This is a genomic window from Halomonas sp. AOP13-D3-9 (genome assembly GCF_052379125.1).
Taxonomy (GTDB): Bacteria; Pseudomonadota; Gammaproteobacteria; order Pseudomonadales; family Halomonadaceae; genus Vreelandella.
In genome coordinates this window covers 162,106-180,848 of sequence record NZ_JBQSYH010000007.1, presented here as the reverse complement: position 1 = coordinate 180,848, position 18,743 = coordinate 162,106, and the positions used below count along the sequence as shown (strand labels likewise).

Annotated in this window: 15 protein-coding genes and 1 pseudogene; 3 read left to right on the top strand and 13 right to left on the bottom strand. The window is 56.8% G+C overall.

The features are described 5' to 3' along the window. Positions 1-43: 43 nt before the first annotated feature. Complete coding sequence (gene ribA / locus ACT3UM_RS09830; protein ID WP_035577426.1) at positions 44-1,147, bottom strand: GTP cyclohydrolase II RibA; 1,104 nt, start codon at positions 1,145-1,147, stop codon at positions 44-46. Between the two features lie 148 nt (positions 1,148-1,295). On the opposite strand from ribA, the gene ACT3UM_RS09825 reads away from it, so the two are divergent. Next, positions 1,296-2,138: a RibD family protein gene (locus tag ACT3UM_RS09825; RefSeq protein WP_498898409.1), complete on the top strand. Its 843-nt coding sequence runs from the start codon at positions 1,296-1,298 to the stop codon at positions 2,136-2,138. 60 nt (positions 2,139-2,198) lie between these two features. On the opposite strand, the pseudogene ACT3UM_RS09820 reads toward ACT3UM_RS09825, so the two are convergent. The 4 genes and pseudogenes from ACT3UM_RS09820 to ACT3UM_RS09805 all read right to left on the bottom strand — a co-directional run. Continuing rightward, positions 2,199-3,029, bottom strand: a pseudogene (locus tag ACT3UM_RS09820) (lysylphosphatidylglycerol synthase transmembrane domain-containing protein); the annotation flags it as partial. Between the two features lie 85 nt (positions 3,030-3,114). Continuing rightward, on the bottom strand, positions 3,115-5,067 hold the full coding sequence (locus tag ACT3UM_RS09815) for a glycosyltransferase (protein ID WP_498898292.1): 1,953 nt from the start codon (positions 5,065-5,067) through the stop codon (positions 3,115-3,117). After that, on the bottom strand, positions 5,064-5,462 hold the full coding sequence (locus ACT3UM_RS09810) for a 6-pyruvoyl trahydropterin synthase family protein (protein ID WP_498898290.1): 399 nt from the start codon (positions 5,460-5,462) through the stop codon (positions 5,064-5,066). Before ACT3UM_RS09810 ends, ACT3UM_RS09815 begins: the two co-directional genes overlap by 4 nt. Before the next feature lie 27 nt (positions 5,463-5,489). After that, entirely contained in the window at positions 5,490-6,509 is a 1,020-nt protein-coding gene (locus ACT3UM_RS09805; protein WP_498898288.1) for a zinc-dependent alcohol dehydrogenase, read from the bottom strand. Between the two features lie 363 nt (positions 6,510-6,872). Between ACT3UM_RS09805 and ACT3UM_RS09800 the strand changes: the two genes are divergently transcribed. After that, entirely contained in the window at positions 6,873-7,598 is a 726-nt protein-coding gene (locus tag ACT3UM_RS09800; protein ID WP_498898286.1) for a CDP-alcohol phosphatidyltransferase family protein, read from the top strand. 194 nt (positions 7,599-7,792) lie between these two features. Here ACT3UM_RS09800 and ACT3UM_RS09795 read toward each other — a convergent pair whose 3' ends face one another. From ACT3UM_RS09795 to ACT3UM_RS09780, 4 genes are all read right to left on the bottom strand, one after another. Beyond that, positions 7,793-8,179: a cupin domain-containing protein gene (locus ACT3UM_RS09795; protein ID WP_035577416.1), complete on the bottom strand. Its 387-nt coding sequence runs from the start codon at positions 8,177-8,179 to the stop codon at positions 7,793-7,795. Positions 8,180-8,431: 252 nt separating this feature from the next. Then, positions 8,432-8,761: a four-helix bundle copper-binding protein gene (locus ACT3UM_RS09790; protein WP_035577415.1), complete on the bottom strand. Its 330-nt coding sequence runs from the start codon at positions 8,759-8,761 to the stop codon at positions 8,432-8,434. 143 nt (positions 8,762-8,904) lie between these two features. Next, positions 8,905-9,375 (bottom strand): GFA family protein, encoded by a 471-nt coding sequence (locus tag ACT3UM_RS09785; RefSeq protein WP_498898283.1) that lies wholly within the window; start codon positions 9,373-9,375, stop codon positions 8,905-8,907. Between the two features lie 175 nt (positions 9,376-9,550). Beyond that, the gene (locus ACT3UM_RS09780; RefSeq protein WP_498898281.1) at positions 9,551-10,510 is read right to left on the bottom strand and encodes a LysR family transcriptional regulator; all 960 of its coding nucleotides are present in this window, start codon (positions 10,508-10,510) and stop codon (positions 9,551-9,553) included. 109 nt (positions 10,511-10,619) lie between these two features. Between ACT3UM_RS09780 and ACT3UM_RS09775 the strand changes: the two genes are divergently transcribed. Then, on the top strand, positions 10,620-11,561 hold the full coding sequence (locus tag ACT3UM_RS09775) for a sodium-dependent bicarbonate transport family permease (RefSeq protein WP_035577409.1): 942 nt from the start codon (positions 10,620-10,622) through the stop codon (positions 11,559-11,561). Between the two features lie 49 nt (positions 11,562-11,610). Here ACT3UM_RS09775 and ACT3UM_RS09770 read toward each other — a convergent pair whose 3' ends face one another. The 4 genes from ACT3UM_RS09770 to ACT3UM_RS09755 all read right to left on the bottom strand — a co-directional run bounded on the left by ACT3UM_RS09770 (position 11,611) and on the right by ACT3UM_RS09755 (position 18,325). Next, complete coding sequence (locus ACT3UM_RS09770; RefSeq protein WP_498898279.1) at positions 11,611-13,251, bottom strand: aminotransferase class V-fold PLP-dependent enzyme; 1,641 nt, start codon at positions 13,249-13,251, stop codon at positions 11,611-11,613. A gap of 4 nt (positions 13,252-13,255) precedes the next feature. Then, the gene (locus ACT3UM_RS09765) at positions 13,256-13,723 is read right to left on the bottom strand and encodes an Lrp/AsnC family transcriptional regulator (protein ID WP_197671946.1); all 468 of its coding nucleotides are present in this window, start codon (positions 13,721-13,723) and stop codon (positions 13,256-13,258) included. A gap of 324 nt (positions 13,724-14,047) precedes the next feature. Next, entirely contained in the window at positions 14,048-17,233 is a 3,186-nt protein-coding gene (locus ACT3UM_RS09760) for an efflux RND transporter permease subunit (RefSeq protein WP_498898276.1), read from the bottom strand. Between the two features lie 6 nt (positions 17,234-17,239). Then, positions 17,240-18,325 (bottom strand): efflux RND transporter periplasmic adaptor subunit, encoded by a 1,086-nt coding sequence (locus ACT3UM_RS09755; RefSeq protein WP_498898274.1) that lies wholly within the window; start codon positions 18,323-18,325, stop codon positions 17,240-17,242. Positions 18,326-18,743: the final 418 nt, after the last annotated feature.

Sequence of the window (18,743 nt, the reverse complement as noted above, 5' to 3'; positions counted from 1 at the left end):
CTTTATCAATGGAAGACAGCTTTAGCTCGTGGCCGTTTTGCGTTCAGCGCTGATCGCTTAACACGTCTTCCAACAAGTGCCCGCCACGGGTTGCTTTGGCATTCAGGTAGCGCTGATTATGGTCGGTAACACTGCCATACAGCGCCTGACGTGAGACCACCTCAATGCCCCCCTGGCGCAGCGCTTCCATCTTCAACGGGTTGTTGGTCAGCAGTTGAACCTGATCAATATCGAGCGCATTGAGCATATCCACCGCCACCGCGTACTGGCGCTCATCGTCGCCAAAACCGAGTACCTGATCCGCATCCACGGTATCCAAGCCCCCATCTTGCAAGGTGTAGGCGCGCAACTTATTGGCTAAACCAATGCCCCGGCCCTCTTGCGCCAAATAGAGCAGTACACCACCGCCCATGGCTTGAATATCCGCCACGGCATTGCGCAACTGCTCGCCACAATCGCAGCGCAGGCTGCCAAACAGGTCGCCGGTTAAACACGCCGAATGCAGGCGCAGCGGCACCGCACCTTCCCAGCGCTCCGGCTTACCGATCACCACGGCAACGTGCTCGCGCAGGCCATCCGGCTCCCGGAAGAGCACAAAGCGGCTGTCGGCAGCATCCTCAAGGGGAATATTCGCTTCGCTTACCCGTTTGAGCATACCCGGCGCCCCGGCTAGGCACTGCTCAGCGTCTTCAGCGGTGACCTGCAGCAGTCGCCCTGCTGCCAATTGCTGTTCTATACCCGCCGTGGCCTCTTCGCTAACAAAGGCACACAGCGCTGCAGGAACCAGCAGAGCACGGCGCATCAGCGTCACCGCGCCCCGCTCGGCTAACCCTGCGGGTTTCAAGCCACTGAGTAGCCCACCAGCGGGTTGCGAGAACGTTTCCGAAGTGGCCAGACGATGCAGTTCATCGGTGCTAACGTGGGCGGCCAGCGGCAGGCTGGCAGCCTCAGCGGTTAAGTTCATACCCATCGCCGCCAAACGGTGACGGGTAAGCACCAGAGAAGGTCGCTCGCCCGCTAACAGGGCAAGCGCTTCAACTGACTCACTGCCTTCCAACGCCTGCACGAGCAAACGTTGCTCGCCAGCATTTACCACCACGGGCAAGCCACGTCGAATATCGAAAATAGCGCGTTCAATCTGGTACATGTAGGCCTCCAGGCTTCCTTACGAGGGGGATGGCGCACGCTTGCGCTGAGCTATTTGTTTTAAACTGAACTAATGGTTGCCCTGAACTGCTTGCTCTTGACCAAGTAGCACCCGCATGATGAGACGGATTTTTTAGCACGGAGGCGTCATGCCCGAACCCCATGTCAACACTATTGCGCTGGCCGATGCCTGGGAATGGCTGTTGGCGTTGCGTCATCGGCACTCTTGCGATGCAGCGATAACCTTGACGCCAACCGGCGAGTGGCATACGGCCAAGCCGGTCGTCGCTGAGGCGCGAGAATTGCTCGATTGCCTGACCCCGCTGGCCAGTAGACCGGCCTGGGTAGTAGCACAACTGGGGCAGAGTATGGATGGCCGCATTGCCACAGAAAGCGGCCACTCCCACTACATCAACGGTCATGAAAGTTTGGTTCACCTGCACCGCCTGCGCGCTTTGGTCGACGCGGTGGTGGTCGGTGCGGGCACCGCCAGCGCCGATAACCCGCAGTTGACCGTGCGTCACGTTAGCGGCACTCACCCGACGCGGGTGGTGCTGGATCCGCGAGGCCGTATTCCCAATGACCTGGCACTGCTGAATACCGATAGCGCCCCAACGCTGCATATTGTGGGGCCTGTTCTGGGGCCTGAGTGGCAGGCGACAACGAGCCTGGCCCACGTTGAACGTTGCGTATTGCCGCTGAATGCCAGCGGCCAGTTCAACCCACACGACGTCATCACTCTGCTCGCTGGCAAAGGATTGCCCCGGGTGCTGATTGAAGGTGGCGGCATTACGGTGTCTCAATTTATCGAAGCAGGCGCCGTTGACCGACTGCACCTGCTGGTGGCCCCGCTGCTGATTGGCTCCGGCAGGCCAGGGCTTAAAATGACGCCCATTGAGACCCTTGAGAGTGCGCTGCGCCCGCCCTCGCGAACTTTCCGCTGCGGCGACGACACGCTGTTCGACCTGCGACTGCGGGATACCACCGCCTGACGGGTGGGCTTTTTCACGCCGGCTCAGCGCCACCCAAATACCCGGTAGGCTCGCCAACAGCACCAGCACACCGTAAGCCAACGAGACTGCCACCCCTTGGGCGGACGGCAGGCCTACCAGCGTCCAGACACCGGCAGCGGCGCCTTCGCGCAGCCCCCATCCAGCCACCGAAAACGGAATCAGCATGGCCAGCAGCAATACCGGGGTAAGCGCGAGCACTTGCAGCGCCGGTAGCTCAACGCCAATCGCCCTGGCGGCGCACACCATGACCAGGCCATAACTCAGCACAATCGCTAACGATGACAGCAACTGTAGGGGCCATACGCCGTGCTGGAACAGGCCACGCCGTACATCACGAGCCAGGGCTTGGCACCAGCTCGGCAGTCTGGTCAGCCAGTGGCTAAAACGTTGACGCAGCAGCAGGCCGCTGACGATGGCCAGCGCAAGGCCTACCATCACGCTTAAGCCCACCGCCGTAATCACTGACCCACCCAGCGCGGTATGCCAGAGCGGTGAAAACAGCAGCGCCGTTAGCGTTAGCACTACCACGGCGACCTGCCCCGAGGCGCGCTCGATAATCACCGCTCGCCAAGCGCGGCCCCTAGACTGCGCTTGAGTGGCATGGCGGTGCGCCCGCCCGGCGTCGCCTAATACCCCGCCGGGCAACAGCTGATTGACCAGCAGCGCCAAGTAGTATTCACGCAGGGCGTAAGCAAACCGCAGCGGCACATCAATAAGCCCGGCAGTAAACTGCCAGCGCCAGGCGCAGAGCATAATCTGTAGCGTGCTGATGCATAACGCCAGCACGACCCACTCAGCGGAGAAGCCCTGCACCTCTGCTACGATAGCCTGGGGCTCAACCCACAGCGCCACCGCACCCAGCAATGCCATGCTGACCACCACGCGACGTAGCCATGGGCTTTGCAAGCCTATGCTTCTAGAAACACTGAACATCCGCTGAACAGGCCTCATAGGCTTAAGCCTCTTCCCTGGGCTTAGCAAAAAGAGGCGTCGCAAACAGATCGCGGTGCCCTACCCTAATACCCAGTTCGCCATTGGCCACTGCTTGCTGACGCAGTTGCAGCCAAGTGGCAATACGTGCTGAGGCTTGCGGGGCTTGTTCGGTGGCGGCTTCGGCCCAGCCCTCAAGCAGCGCCATCATTAGCGGCTGCTGAGCGTGGCTATCCGCGGCGAGTAGCCACGGCGTTTCCGCTTGTTCAACGCGATAATGGGCTGCCTCTAGCGCGCTGACTAACGCCTGGTGGGCCTGACCGCCCAACGCATCACCCAAGCCCTTATCGCGCTGCTGATGGGCAATAAACATGGCCCGCAGCCAGTGATCTTCATCATCCAGTACCGGCGCGCCTTGCAGGTCGATAAAATGCCACTCGCCGGTCACGCTAAGTGCTATCAGCAGCGCCTGCTGCTGCTCGGCAATGCTGGCCACCAAGGCATCAATCCACTGCTGGGAAACCAAATCCAGCAGCGCCGAGGCGGTCACCAGATGCGCATCATCGAGCGGCACATCGGCAAGCGGTTCAAGCGATACGCAGTGAGTCTCCACCGCCACGGGCTGCCCTTGACGATCACTTAACCCAGCGGCTCGCTGGCGCGCCTGGGCTAACAAGATGGCGTCGTGATCAATCAGTTTCCAGCGCTGTTGGCCGCTCAGGCGCGGGGCCAGAAAGCGCATATTACTGCCCCGGCCACAGCCAAGATCCGCGATCAGTGGCGTTGGGTTGCGCGTGCTCAGCCACTCCGCAGCAAGCCCCGCAAGGCGCTGGCTGCGGGAAGCGACATCTGCCGCCTCTCGCAGCGTTAGCCAATCGGACGCAAACTGGCTGCCTGCGCGCAAAGTCGGGGCATCGATTGGCGCGGTTAACGCCGTGGCGAACTCAACACCCGACTGCTGCCAGTCGCTAAGACCGTCGCGGGCCAGGGCAGCTCCCTGGCGCAGTTTTTGGCGCAACTTGGCATCATGGCAAAAGCGACTCAACGCGTCTTGAAGAGCGTCAGCATCGCCCGGCTCAACGTTTAACCCTGCACCTTCCGGCAAGGTATCGCGAAGCGCCCCGCCAGTGGTGGTAATCACCGGCAGGCCGTGAGCGAGGGCTTCGGTGACCACCATGCCGTAGCCTTCATACCAGGAGGGCAGCACCAGCGCGTGGGCCCCACGATAAGCCGCTTCCAGCGTCTCGCTATCGCACTCGCCATGCAGGTGCACGCTGGCCTGCAAGCCGTTCTGCTCAATCAGTTGCTCTACGCGCCGAGTGAACTCAGGGTCACGTGCGCCGCCGTAGCAGTCACACTGCCAGTGATCACCGGCAACGCCCGCCAGCGCTTGCACCAGCACATCCTGCCCCTTGCGCGGCGTTAGCGTTGCCACACACAGCAAACGTAGGTTTTCATCGGGTTCTGCTGCAGGGCTGATCGGCGCCTGGGCTACGCCCGGCTCAACCACTGTTACATTAGCGTTTAGGGGTAGAGCGTAGTGGGCAGCCAGCTCGGGCAAGCGTCGGGCGGTAAAGTGGCTGGTGACAACAATCCGCGCCACGGGGGCAAGCGCGGTTAACTCACTGCGATGAAAACGCTGCTGATCGGCTTCGTTCAGGCCCAATTCATCGCCTAAGGGGTGATGCAGCAAGGCAGTGATATCCAGCCGCTGGGCATGCTGAGCCACTATTTCGGGCAATGCGCCCATGGCCAAGCCGTCAATGACTACCGCCCCATGATCGGGTAGCGCATTAAGTGCCTGGGCAAGGGCTGCGGCTGCCTCGGCATCCGCGTCAGGAAAGGTACCCGCCAAGCCGACAACATTAATCGCCCAGCCCTGGTCACGTAAGGCCGAGACGATATGCGCATCGTAGATATAGCCGCCGGTGCGTTGAGCAGGGTCACCGGCAACGATTAACGTAAAACGCCGACTCATAGCGCGCCTTCGTAGCTGGCCCAGGCCACATGGGATTCATGCAGCTTGACCTCCATATGGGTAAGCCCTTGAGCAGTGGTGCCCATTTTGCCCTCACCGATCGCCTTAGCGAGCCGGTCGAAGATCACCTTGGCCATAAACTCGGTAGTGGTGTTTTTACCCGCGAACTCAGGCACTTCATCCAGGTTGCTGAAGTTATAACCGGCGAGGACTGCCTTCACCGTTTCGCTAGCCAGGCCGATATCGATCACCAGGCCATCCTCATCCAGCTCAGGACGCTGAAAGACCACATCCACCACGTAGGTAGCGCCATGGGTGCGCTGGGCGGGGCCAAAGATCTCGCCATTAAAACTGTGGGCGATCATAAAGTGGTCACGAACACATAAACGAAACATAGCGTCTCCAAAAAATGAGCAAATGAGTTATACGGGATAGCGCAGGCGGTGACAGAGTTCAACGCTGCCGCGGCCAAACAGCCTAGGGGCCAGCGTTGGTAGCTGCGCGAATTCACTTTCGCCGCTGATCAAGGCATCCAACCGCTCGTCCACCAGCAGGCTCAGCGCTAACCGAAGGCGGCGTTGGTAGTCCCAGCGGGGGCGTAGTTTGGACGGTAGCTGGCCGACTTGGCTGGCCTTGAGGGTTAGTCGCTGAGAGTGGAAAGCACCGCCCAACGGAATGGCAACATCCCCCTCGCCAAACCAGCTCATTTCAATAATGCGCCCTTCACTACCGACTAATTCAAGCGCTTGGCGTAAACCCGCTGATTGGCCGCTGGCGTGGATCACACAATCTTGGTCAAGGGAGGCTTGTTCAGGCGTAGCGAAAGCCACACCCAGTTTCTCGGCCAATGGGCGACGCTCTGAATTAATATCGACCAACTGGACGGTCACACCGGGCACCTGGGCGCACAGATAAGCCACCAGTGCACCGACAACACCGGCGCCAATCACACAGATTCGTTCACCCAGCATGGGCTCTGCGTCCCACACGCCGTTAATGGCGGTTTCCATATTAGCAGCCAATACGGCGCGTTTCGCAGGTACATTGGCGGGCACTTCGAGCACCGCCGAAGCAGGCACAATGTAGCGATCCTGATGGGGAAACAGGCAGAAAACGGTTTTATCCAGTAGAGCGCTTGGCCCTTGCTCAACGCGACCAACGCTACAGTAGCCATACTTAACCGGGGCAGGGAACTCCCCCGACTGAAAGGGAGCCCGCATGCGCGAAAATTCGCTTTCAGGCACGCGGCCATTGAACACCAGCGACTCGGTGCCGCGGCTGATACCGCTGTACAAGGTGCGCACATACACCTCGTCTGAAGCGGGCGTAGTAAGCTGTTCACGCCGCAACTCGCCCTGTGCTGGGTGAGTCACCCAGAAGGCATCGGCCCAGTTTTTTGGGCAATCATAGGAAGTTTCGCCAACCTCGTCAGGCGCCGACATGAGCGTTCCTTTTCGTTACGAGCCCACATAGTCTGGGCTCTGTTTCATTCCGTTGAATGTGGCGTGGCACCATTAGGCTGCAAGTTAAGACTAAGGGAGACCCTGTGTGTCTTAGCCTCTTGCCCGGCCACTTACCATAATGATTGACCGCATATTGTATGGCCCTAGGCAGAACAGTTTTCAATGGTTCACCATCTTCAGCGTAGCGGGTGAAAAGAAAATATTCGATTAACCAGTTGCAACTAATCCGTCAAACTCTTGATCATATGGACAACCCTACCTTCTTCTACAAGAATGGTACATATAAAAATAGTTGCATCATTTATTTTAACTGCGGATAGCAACGCCGCTTCGTGAGAGACCATGCCGCTTTTCACTAATGCCTCCCTTTCACCCCAGCCCAAGCGGCTTTACAGCGCTGCAGAGCTACTGCTGGCCGGCTTGCTGCTAATCGCCGTGGGCAAAGGCCTGCCACTATTAATGGCGACGCCGGCTAACTGGGGGGTGGCCATTGCCTTCTACACCGTTATATCCACCCTGATCATATTTTTCTGGCCCTACGGCTCACTGGGGTGGGCAAACCGGGTCACGCTGGCCCGTGCGGTATTGGTTGCCCTGGTAGCGGGCGCGCTCGCCGATAATACGTTTACAGGGGCTATAGGCCAGTGGCTGGCTATCGCGGTGTTCGCCCTACTGCTGGATGGCGTTGACGGCTGGATTGCCAGGCGCACCAAAAGCCACACACCGTTCGGTGCCCGCTTTGATATGGAGTTGGATGCCCTACTGATTTTACTGCTTTGTGCGGGATTGCTGCGGCTGGAGTCACTGGGCGTTTGGGTACTGTTAATCGGCGGGATGCGCTACCTGTTTATCGCTGCCAGTTGGCAGTTCCCGTGGCTCTCACAGCCGCTGTTTGCAAGCTATCGCCGCAAGGCGGTGTGTGTTTGGCAAGTAGTCGCACTGCTGCTGGCATTAACACCGCTTACTTCGCACCTTGTCGCCAGCCTGCTGGCCATTAGCGCATTGATATCTTTAACCTATTCGTTTGGTTTTGATATCTGGTGGCTTTATCGGCACCGCCACCGTTAAGCCACTCAATATTACAATACAGGGGCGGTAAAACTAAAAGCTCATGTGCTTGAAGCCTTGAAAGCAAGCCTGATGTTGATGAAGGCTTTTTTCTGAAGATAGTGTCTGCAATGTCGGTACGACTCTATTTTATCCTGTGCTTGTGAGGAGCTGCGTCAATAGAGACAGCGCAGCCCCAAAGCCTTAGGCAAGGATTAACTAGCCGTTTTGCGTTTGATATGGTCAATGACTAGGCCATGCTCATGTTGAGGGCTGAACATCACGATATCCGTATCTTCTTCCGCCCGAACGCTATGCCCAGGAGGCCAGTAAAACATGTCGCCTTCTCGAGAAGTTTCCTCTGTGTGATCGGAATACAACGCGGTAATGGAGCCTTTTACTACATAACCCCAGTGCGGGCTTTGACAACTATCCCCTTCCAGGCCGTGCAACAAATCGGTGATATCAGTACCGTTGCCAAATGAGAAATACTCAGCACCCATCTTCCCAAACCCTGTTACATCACCAAAATCCTTTTGTTGTCGGGCGACTGCTCCGGGTAAGTCTATCTGGACTGGAATGTCTTCTTTTGCAATATGCATAGCACGCCCTCCTTTTCGAGGTATAGGGCCAATTGGCCCATAAAAAGTGTAGCCGAGTGGAGGTTAAAAGCCATACGGGCGCAGTGATTCCAGAATTTCTGGTGCCTCCTCCTGCACTAAAGTTCTATCCAGGGCAGCGACAGAATACGCCGTCAGAGCAAACAGCTACCGCCAATAAAAAAGCCAGCCTCCTGTGTGCATAGGAAGCTGGCTAGCTCAGTTAAGGTAGTTAACTTTCTGTTTTTAAATATATTAGGCAGCCATAGCAGTGCATTCATCAGCGCAATGCAGACACGCTTTGGCACACTCTTGACAATGCTTGGCGTCGTGCTTGAAGCACTCATCACCGCAAGCCTTGCAAATATCAGCACATATCCGGCAGATATCTTTGGCGTATTCACTACCCTGTGCCATGAATGACGCCGCTAAACGGCATATTTGAGCACATTGGCGATCTAGACGAACGCACTCGGCCATCATTTTTGCATCATCTTCCTTTAAGCAGGCAGTGGCGCAAGATTCACAATAAACCGCACAGATATTGCACGCTTCGATACACGACTTATATTTTTCAAATTCCATCTTCCTAACCTCCTTTTATACAACGAATGCACAACCTGTCACCTGAACATCAGTTACAAGTTGCACTCTGAGCTCCCTGCGGAGCTCGTATAGAAGGTTAGTACAGATACCTTATGAAACAAGCGGGCCCCCTCCCTCTAGCCCTAGCGTTCCAACCCCAGGCGCTGGTGCCACTCAGCAAGGCTTTCATCCGGGTACTCATCAAAGCATTTGTCTTGGAACTGCGCATTTACCTCCACCCAATCCGCCCTGCTTCCCAACATCATGTGTGTTCGCTTGGGTGGTGTCGGCAGTGGTGTATCGATTGCTGATGCGAAAGGGTGCACAAGCTCGGGCCAGTCGGGATCGTAAACCCATAGCGACGTGGCGCAATGCTTGCAAAAATGCCGCTCGCCCGTGCTTTGCACGCCATCGATGACCGCTCGATAGACCGAGATGTGCTCATCGCCACTCACATTTAGGGTTTTACTATCACCGCTGAGGTTGATGGCATAGCCGCCACCGCCCGCCGTTTTACGGCAAATAGAGCAGTAACAACGGTTGAATGGATAGGGATGCTGAGACCTTACATTGAACGTCACGGCCTGGCAGTGACATGATCCTTTGAGCAGCATAGTTACCTCCGTTTGCAGCGGTTACTCAACATGAGTATCGAAGCGCGACTGCATGAACCACGTGCGGTCTTCAGCTCTCTTTTAAGTTCTTTTTAAGCTCTCTCTTAACATTTTAGCGCATAGGTTATCCGGCGCCTTCAACGGGAGGGATTGACGCTGTTAGCAAGTCAACGTGTCAGCGCTCATCCTTTAAGGCTTGCAGCAGTTCAGCCACGGCCAATTCGCCTTCGGGTTCGTCAAACGCTTGAGCCAGCGAGCCTTGCACAAAGCTCAAAAAGCGATAGGCGGCGGGCGGTAAGCGACGCTCCCGACGCACCACAAAGTGCCAGCGGCTTTTCAGCGGAAAATCCTGCAAGGGCAGCTCTTGAACACCTTTAGGGGAGTCCGCAACCACATGTCGCGACAGCACTGCCAACCCCATTCCCGATGCCACTGCAAGCCGGATCGCCTCGTTGCTAGCGATCTGCTGAGTGGAGCGCAGCTCGATACCCGCACTGTATAACCAGGCATCAAAGGTATGCCGGGTCGCGGATCCCGGTTCGCGCAGTAGGAATCGCTCATTTTTGAGAGACGCCATGGTGAGGCCCTCCATGCCTGCCCAACGGCAATCCGTCGGCCCCACGACGACCAGCGGGTTGCTCAGAAAAGGCGCGGCGAGCACCGCGTCATCGCTGGGCGGGTGGCTAAAGACATAGATATCGTCTTCGTGACGCTCAAAGCGATTAAGCATCTGCTGACGGTTACCGATCTCCACCGTGACGTCTACCTGCGGGTTAGCCTGGCTAAAGGGCCCTAAAAGACGGGGCAGCACGTACTGGGCTGTGTTGACCAGGCCAATACTAAAATGGCCGCGGCCACCCCGGTTGTATTCGCCCAGATACTGGCTAAACACATCGGCACGGCTGAGTAAGTCCTGGCTTAGCTGATAGAGCGCTTGTCCGACTTCAGTGGGCACCACGCGACCACCCTCCTGGCGCGCAATAGGTTCACCGACAATTTCCCGCAGCCGTTTCAACTGCTGAGACACCGTAGGTTGAGTCAGGTGGAGCCGATTCGCGGTGGCGGTAATCGAGCCTGTGCGTACCACGTCGGCATAAACCTGCAGCAGGCGGAAGGTCAGTTGTCGTACTTTCATCCTTTACACCATAGATAATTATCTATGACTGTATAAAGTTTATTTGTTTTCATCAATCTCTTTAGGTCGCTAAAGTAGCCGCTTTAAAACCCTGTAAAGGAGATCTTCCGTGCCGGATATTGTGGTCATGTTCTTTGTGCTAGGTGTGGTGGCCGGTGTGGTGCGCTCTGATCTCAGCATTCCCAAAGCCGCTTACGACATACTAAGCCTACTGCTGATGCTCACCATCGGCCTTAAAGGCGGCATGGCGTTGCACGGCAGCTTGAGCCTTTCACTGCTTATCGAGTTGGCCGGTGTCACATTATTGGGGATCATTATTCCGCTGGTTATCTTTCCGGTCGGCCGCTACCTAGTACGGTTGTCTATTGCCGACAGCGCCAGTCTCGCGGCCCACTATGGCTCGGTGAGTGCCGGTACTTTTGCTGTTGCACTAGCGTATACCGAAGCGCATAACCTGGTGACCGGCGGGCAAGTCACCCTTTACCTGGTGTTGCTGGAGCTTCCAGCCATTATGCTGGGGCTGATGATTTACCGGCGTTTTAGCCGTAATGGCACAACCAGCTCGGCCGCGGGCCTATGGCACGAAACCCTGACCAATCGCGGCGTTATTCTGCTGGTAGGCGGTGTTCTGATTGGCTGGCTTTACGGCCCGAATGCAGGCGAATCGGTGACTGGCCTATATACCCACGCCTTCAAGGGTATTTTGGCGCTGTTTCTGCTGGAGATGGGTCTGGTCGCGGCAGAGACACTGCGCAGCCTGCGCTGGGGGCACAGCCGCCTAATCATCTTTGCTATGGCAGCGCCCATTGCTCTCTCCTGCTTAGGTTTGATGATGGCGTACTGGCTTGGGCTACCCGCAGGCTCCGCGGTTATTCTGGCGAGTCTTACTGCCAGCGCGTCATACATTGCCGCGCCTGTGGCTATTCGTGCCGCGATTCCAGACGCCAACATTGGCCTTGCCATGCTGGCGTCACTGGGACTCACCTTCCCCTTCAATGTGCTAATTGGCATTCCGCTCTATCATCAACTTTGGGGATGGCTGGCAGGGTGAACCCACCGCGAGAATAATCTGTTGATTCTCATCAGAGAAACAATTCTCGTTAATGGCAATATAGTGCATCAGCCTGGTCTGCTTCATGGGGCCACCAGAACCAGCGAACGGGTACGTCGTCATCGTGACGGCTGGCGGGTAAAGGAAGGACTTTCGCCTGTTCGACCAACGCAAGCGCTCGGGCAAAACAATCCACGGATTCCTGCGTCTCGGCTGGTTCTGTTAAAGCGTCCTGATGCAAAAGCGTATCCAACAGTTGTGGTGTCACTGGCGCCTCAGGCTGAGTAGGCCGTTCCTGATACTGAGCGACCCAGACACCGGTGGCTTCATCGACGGAATATAATTTCAGCAATACCGGCGCAAAACGGGCAATAAACTCGACTGCAGATATTATATAGTTAGCCGTCTCATTACTAAAAAAGAAGTTAAATCCGAGCCTTACCCAGCCTGGGCGATATATGCTTCTACCCTTTTGGACTAAAGCTTCATGCTCTGCTGCGGTCTCACTATCAATGGCGAGCAGTTCATGACCATAAGGCCCTGCACAGGAACACCCCCCTCTCGCCTGAATACCAAACAGGTCATTCAACATGGCAACCACCAGATTATGATGAATAGCCTTGCCACCGGCAGTAATGTTGAAAGAAAAAATCGCCAGCCTGGGCACATCAAGGGCCCCCAGCAGACGCACGTTAGCGACTTTTTGCCAGCGTGCCACGGCCATCGCTACCAGCGCTTGCTCGCGTGACTCAATCGCCTCGATCCCAACGCTTTCCTTAATACGAAACGCCAGCCCGGCTCGAATATCACCCAGGATATTCGGTGTTCCCGCCTCCTCCCGGCGCTCAACATTGCGCACATAACGGTGATGGGTCGCCGTCACATAGGAGACTGTGCCGCCCCCGGCTATGGATGGCTTGGCATTGCGGCACAGGGCTTTTCGAATCACCAATACGCCGGAACTGCCCGGCCCGCCAACAAACTTATGGGGCGATAGGAAGATGGCATCCAGGTGATCATCGTGGCCGCTGCCTGCCATATTGATCTTCACATAGGGCCCGCTCGCCGCATAGTCGAAGATAGCCAAGCCGCCGTATTGATGCGCTAGCCTTGCCACTTGGTGCACCGGTGTCAAAATGCCCGTTACGTTGGAAGCGGCCGAAAACGCTACCACTTTGACATCCCGTTGAGCATAGGCCTGCAACTTCTGTTCAAGCACCATGAGATCAGGGAGGCCATGGCCGCCAAGCGGAATGCGTACCACGTCCACATCGCACTCTCGCCACATCAGGTCATTGGAGTGATGCTCGTAGGGGCCAACAAACACCACGGGCTTGGCCGCTTGCGAAGTCCTCTGCTCAGGCGTCAACTCAAGGATCCGACAGCAGCGATCTATCGCCGCTGTCGCCCCGGCGCCAGCAAAAATAACCGCATATTCGTGATTGGCACCGACCGATTCCGCGACGGCCTGGCGGGCGGCTTCCCGCAGCCGCGTGGTCATCTTGCCGGTGTAAGAGGTTTCGGTATGGGTGTTGGCGTAGAGAGGCAGCACTTCTTTCTGAATTGCGCGCTCCACTATCTCTAGCGCCCTTCCCGATGCCGTGTAATCGGCATAGAGCAAGGGGCATGCGCCAAACGGGCCAGGGATCAAACGCCCTTCACCAATCACCCCGCTCTGCAGGCACTGCATCCACTCATGAGAGATCGCCGAGGGGGAGCTCGTTGGTTTTCTTGACTTGTTCCATTGAGAAGCACGATGTGACATTACTAAGCTCTATTCTCGCAATAAGCCTTTTATAAAAGGCGTCATAAGACTGGTTATCACGCGTAATGACCTTGAGTAAGTAGTCGTACTCACCTGCCAGGCGATTCACCTCTACAATTTCAGGAAATGCCTGTACGGTTTCCTGAAATGCATTAAGCCAAGCCTGATTATGTTTATCCGTTTTAACCATCACAAACACGGTGAGCCCAAGATTCAACTTTTCAGGGTTCAATACGGCAATTCTTTTTTCAATGACGCCGTCTTTTTCCAGTCTTTGTATTCGCCGCCAGCATGGCGTAACAGAGAGTCCAATCCCCTCTGCGAGCTGTGCTATAGAAAGAGTATCATCGCGCTGCAGCTGTTCAAGAATTTTCAAATCGAAACGATCAATAAGCAATTTATTTCCCCATGGCGAACTTATTGAGCATTTTTTTCTAAAAAAAGCGTTTTATCAAGGGATAAATGAAATATTTTTTTCATGCCCCATAGCGTTTTTCTCAACACCACGTTAAATTTTTAAAGCGCACCATTAAGCGGGCGCTCCAAAAGTAATTTTAAAAAAAATAAGCACATTAAAATATGCATAAAACTAAACACTAGAATTTGAGATTTACTTATCCAAACCGCCATTAGGCAGCCGTTTAACCGGAAAGGGGAAACCCACTGCCCAATTGATTAGCGAAAGAGGAGCAGTGGATTTTCATAGCAGAACTAAACGTTTTTAACCATGGCTACCTTCAGGCAAATTACCCTGATCGGCGTCTAAAGAAGTGCTGTGATGGCTGACCAGTGGGCCTGACAACTTGCGCAGCGCCACGTAGAACACCGGGGTGAGGAATAGGCCAAACAGGGTGACGCCGATCATGCCGGCAAACACCGCCGTACCCAGTGCCGCCCTTACCTCGGCGCCTGCTCCGGTAGCGATTACCGAAGGCAACACCGCCGCGGTGAAAGCAATCGAAGTCATGATGATCGGCCGCAGCCGCAGCCGGCAGGCTTCCAGGGCTGCTTCCACTATGCCCTTGCCCTGCAGTTCCAGCTCCCGGGCGAATTCCACGATCAGGATGGCGTTCTTGCACGCCAAGCCAATCAGCACCACCAGCCCCACCTGCACGAAGATGTTGTTGTCACCCCCACCAAACCAGACACCAATCAACGCCGCCAGCATCGACATGGGCACAATCAGAATCACCGCCAGCGGTAGCGTCCAGCTCTCGTAGAGGGCCGCTAACACCAGAAATACCAGCAGAATCGACAGCGGGAAGACCACCAGCGCCGCATTCCCTTGAGTGGATTGCTGGTAGCTCAGGTCAGTCCACTCCAGCGCCATGCCCGGCGGCAGCACCTCTTCCGCCAGAGCGTTGATGGCGTCCATCGCCTGGGCGGAAGAAAGCACGCGGGGGTCAAATTCGCCGGCTAGGTCTGCTGCTGGGTAGCCGTTGTAGCGCAGCACCGGGTCTGGCCCAAAGGTTTGCGTGATGTTCACCATCGTGCCGATAGGCACCATTTCTCCCTGGTCGTTGCGGGTGCGCAGGCGGGCGATATCTTCCACGCTGCTCCGGTAGGGAGCGTCCGCCTGGGCGATCACCTGCCAAGTGCGCCCAAAGCGATTGAAGTCATTCACATAGGTCGAGCCAAGATAGGTCTGCAGAGTGTCGAACAGCTCGGTCAACGGCACGCCCTGAGCCTTGGCCCTCAGCCGATCCACCTCGGCATCCAGCTGCGGCACGTTGGATTGATAGCTGCTGATCGGAAAGCCCATTCCCGGCGTTTGCGAAATAGCCCCCTGGAGCTGGTTCACCGCCTGCTGCAGCGCCCCATAGCCAAGATTGCCGCGATCCTCGATGAACAGCTGGAAGCCCGACCCATTGCCTAGCCCCAGAATCGGCGGTGGCATGAAGGAGAATGCGAAGCCTTCTTTCAGGCCGCCAATGCCCTGATTAATGCGGGCGTTTATCTCCGCTGCGCTAAGGCTGCGCTCACCAAAGGCGCTGAGGGTAAGAAAGGCCACCCCGGTGTTGGAGGTATTGGTGAACTGCAGCGCGTTCAGGCCGGGAAAGGCAATGGCGTGCTCCACGCCCTCGGTCTCCATGGCGATGTCCACGACGTCCTGAAGCATCTGGTCGGTTCTCTCCAGCGACGCGCCTTCCGGCAGAATGACGCCCGCGATCAGATAAAGCTTGTCCTGCACTGGAATAAAGCCGGGTGGCACCGCCTTGAACATCACGCCGGTGCCCAGCAACAACAGCGCGTAGACCACAAACACCGCGCCACGATGCTTCAGGGAGCGAGCCACGCCGCCCTGGTATTTGTTGGAGCTGGCGTTAAAGAAACGGTTGAAAGGACGGAAAATCCAGCCGAACAGCTTATCGATCACTCGGGTGAGGCGATCTTTGGGCGCGTCATGGGGCTTGAGTAGCATCGCTGCCAACGCAGGCGATAGGGTCAGCGAGTTGATGGTGGAGATCACCGTGGAGATGGCAATCGTCACCGCGAACTGACTATAGAATTGACCGGTCACCCCCGACAGGAAGGCCATGGGAATAAACACCGCACACAGCACCAGCCCCACGGCGATGATAGGGCCGGATACCTCTTGCATAGCCTGATGAGCAGCGGCCTGGGGCTTCAGGCCCTCCTCAATGTTCCGCTCCACGTTTTCAACCACCACGATGGCGTCGTCCACCACGATACCGATGGCCAACACCAGGCCAAACAGGGTCAGAGTGTTAATGGAGTAACCCAGTAGGTAGAGCGCGCCAAAGGTGCCTATCACCGAGACCGGTACCGCAAGCAATGGGATGATGGAAGCACGCCAGGTCTGCAGGAACAGCGTGACCACCAACACCACCAGCAGCACGGCTTCAAGTAAAGTGGCTATCACTGACTTTATAGAGTCATTAACAAAGATCGTAGTGTCGTAGACGGCTTCGTACTCAACACCTTCCGGGAACTGCTCAGACAGCTCCTCCATGGTGGCGATCACCTGCTCCCGGATATCCAGCGCATTGGCACCCGGTGCCTGGAATATTCCCACCCCCACCGCGTTGTTACCGTCCAACTGCGAGCGTAGCGTATAGTCCCCGGCGCCCATTTCCAGCCGGGCCACATCCGAAAGCCTGAGTATCTCGCCGCTGTCACCGCGGCTCAGCACGATGTCACCAAACTCTTCCACCGTTTCAAGCCGCCCACGGGCGTTAATCAGGGTGAGAAAATCACTATCCGCGATGGGTTCGGCTCCCAACTGCCCGGCGGACACCTGGACGTTCTGCTCTCGCATAGCCCCAACTACATCGCTGGCTGTCAGGCCGCGTGCAGCGATCCGATCGGGATCCAGCCACGCCCGCATGGCGTAGTCCCCCCCGCCGAAGATTTGCGCATCCCCAATCCCTTCGAGCCGGGCCAGGCGGTCACGAACATTCAGCCGCACATAGTTGCGCAAATAAAGGGTGTCATATTCACCGCTCGGCGAGGTTAGGTGAACGACCATCAGAAACGTCGGCGACTGCTTCTGGGTAGTGACACCTTGACGACGTACAGCTTCCGGCAGTCGAGCCTCGGCCTGGCTAACGCGGTTCTGTACGCGAACGGCGGCCTGCTCAGCATCGGTGCCGGGACGGAAGGTGATGGTCATTTGCAGCACGCCATCAGAACCCGCAACAGACTTGAGGTACATCATGTCCTCGACGCCATTGATGGCTTCTTCCAGCGGCGTCGCTACGGTCTCGGCGATCTCCTTCGGGTTGGCACCAGGGTAGACCGTGCGCACCACAACCGAGGGAGGAACCACGTCGGGGTACTCGCTGATCGGCAGGTTGGGAATGGAAATCAGCCCCACCGCCAGAATAATGATCGACAGCACCGCCGCAAAAATCGGTCGGTCAACGAAGAAACGGGAGAAATTCATAGCGCTTTACTCCTCCCTGGCCGCAATGGTGGGCTGATCGTCGGAAATAGGGGCATCAGCCGCCGGGGCGGCCGCTACGCTTTGCGGGCTCACTTCCATTCCGGGGAAGAACACTTTTTGCACCCCGTTGACGATGATTCGGTCTCCGGGGCTGAGCCCCTCGGTAATCACCACCTGCTCTCCCATCTGACGGCCAGTGGCCACCTGACGACGCTCAGCCCGATTGTCTCCATCAACGACATACACGTAGCGGCGATCCTGGTCGGTCAGGATCGCCTTGCGATCCAGTAACAGTGCCTGATCCAAACGGGACACCGGCATTGCGACCCGAGCAAACTCTCCCGGCCGAATGCGACCATCCGCATTAGCCAGTAGCGCCCGAAACTGCAGAGTTCCCGTATTAGGATTTAAACGGTTGTCGATAAAGTCCAGGGTGCCCGCGTATTGGCGCTGCGGGTCGCCGCCCAGCTCAATCTTCAGGCTGCTCTCGCCATCGACCATTAGTGCCTGACTGGCAAAGGCGGCCTGTTCATCCGCTTCGAAGTAAACATGGATTGGATCGATGCTAACGACGGTTGTCAGCAGGCTTTGGTCAGCGTTAGCTAAATTGCCTCGGGTCACCATTGCCCGACCGGCACGGCCACTGACCGGCGCTGTAATGCGGGTGTATTCAAGGTCAAGCTCGGCGGTCTGCAACGCTGCCGTGGCGGCATCGACCATGGCACGCGAATTACTCAGGGCCGATTGACGCTGGTCATGCACCTCCTGGGAAATGGCCTGACGCCCCAGCAACACTCGGGCACGCTCGGCTTCACTGCCAGCCTGAGCCTGCTGGCTCCTGGCCTGGGCTAGATCCGCCTGGGCGGCATTAACACGGGCCTGATATGGACGCGGATCAATTAGGAAGAGTAGATCCCCCTGCTCTACCAGCTCTCCCTCCTCGAAGGCCACTTCCTGGATATAGCCGCTAACCCGGGCTCTTAGCTCTACCGTTTCAGCCGCTTCCACCCGTCCGGTAAATGACTCACTCAACACTACCGGCTGAGCGACGATTTCCGCTACGTCAACCTCCGGTGGCGGCTGCGAAGGCACGGCGGCCTCCTCGCTCTTGGCCTCACAGCCAGCTAGTAGGATCGTTATTAGCAAAAACGGGATCACCGTCCGACTGCTTGCAAAGCGGGTTCTTTGAGACAGACTTCCCATGATGACTTGCTCCCCTGGCTACCGGCATCCGATAGCGGCGTTCGTTATATAGATGGGTGTCGCGTTGGCAGTTATGTAGTCGGTTAAGCAGCGCCAGATTCGACCAGAGACCAAGCACCGACCGGATATCAGCTAACATAAGTGAAGGGAGAGCGTGGGAGGTATCAGGTTCCTGCGGGAAGATTGCCTAATTCTGTCGTGGCGAGTAAAAGCGCAAATAAGAGGGTGAGGCGAGTTAACGACCTATTTCGGTGCATAGCCACGATGACAACGTGATGACACTTAATGCGAATTGTCGGTTTCTACG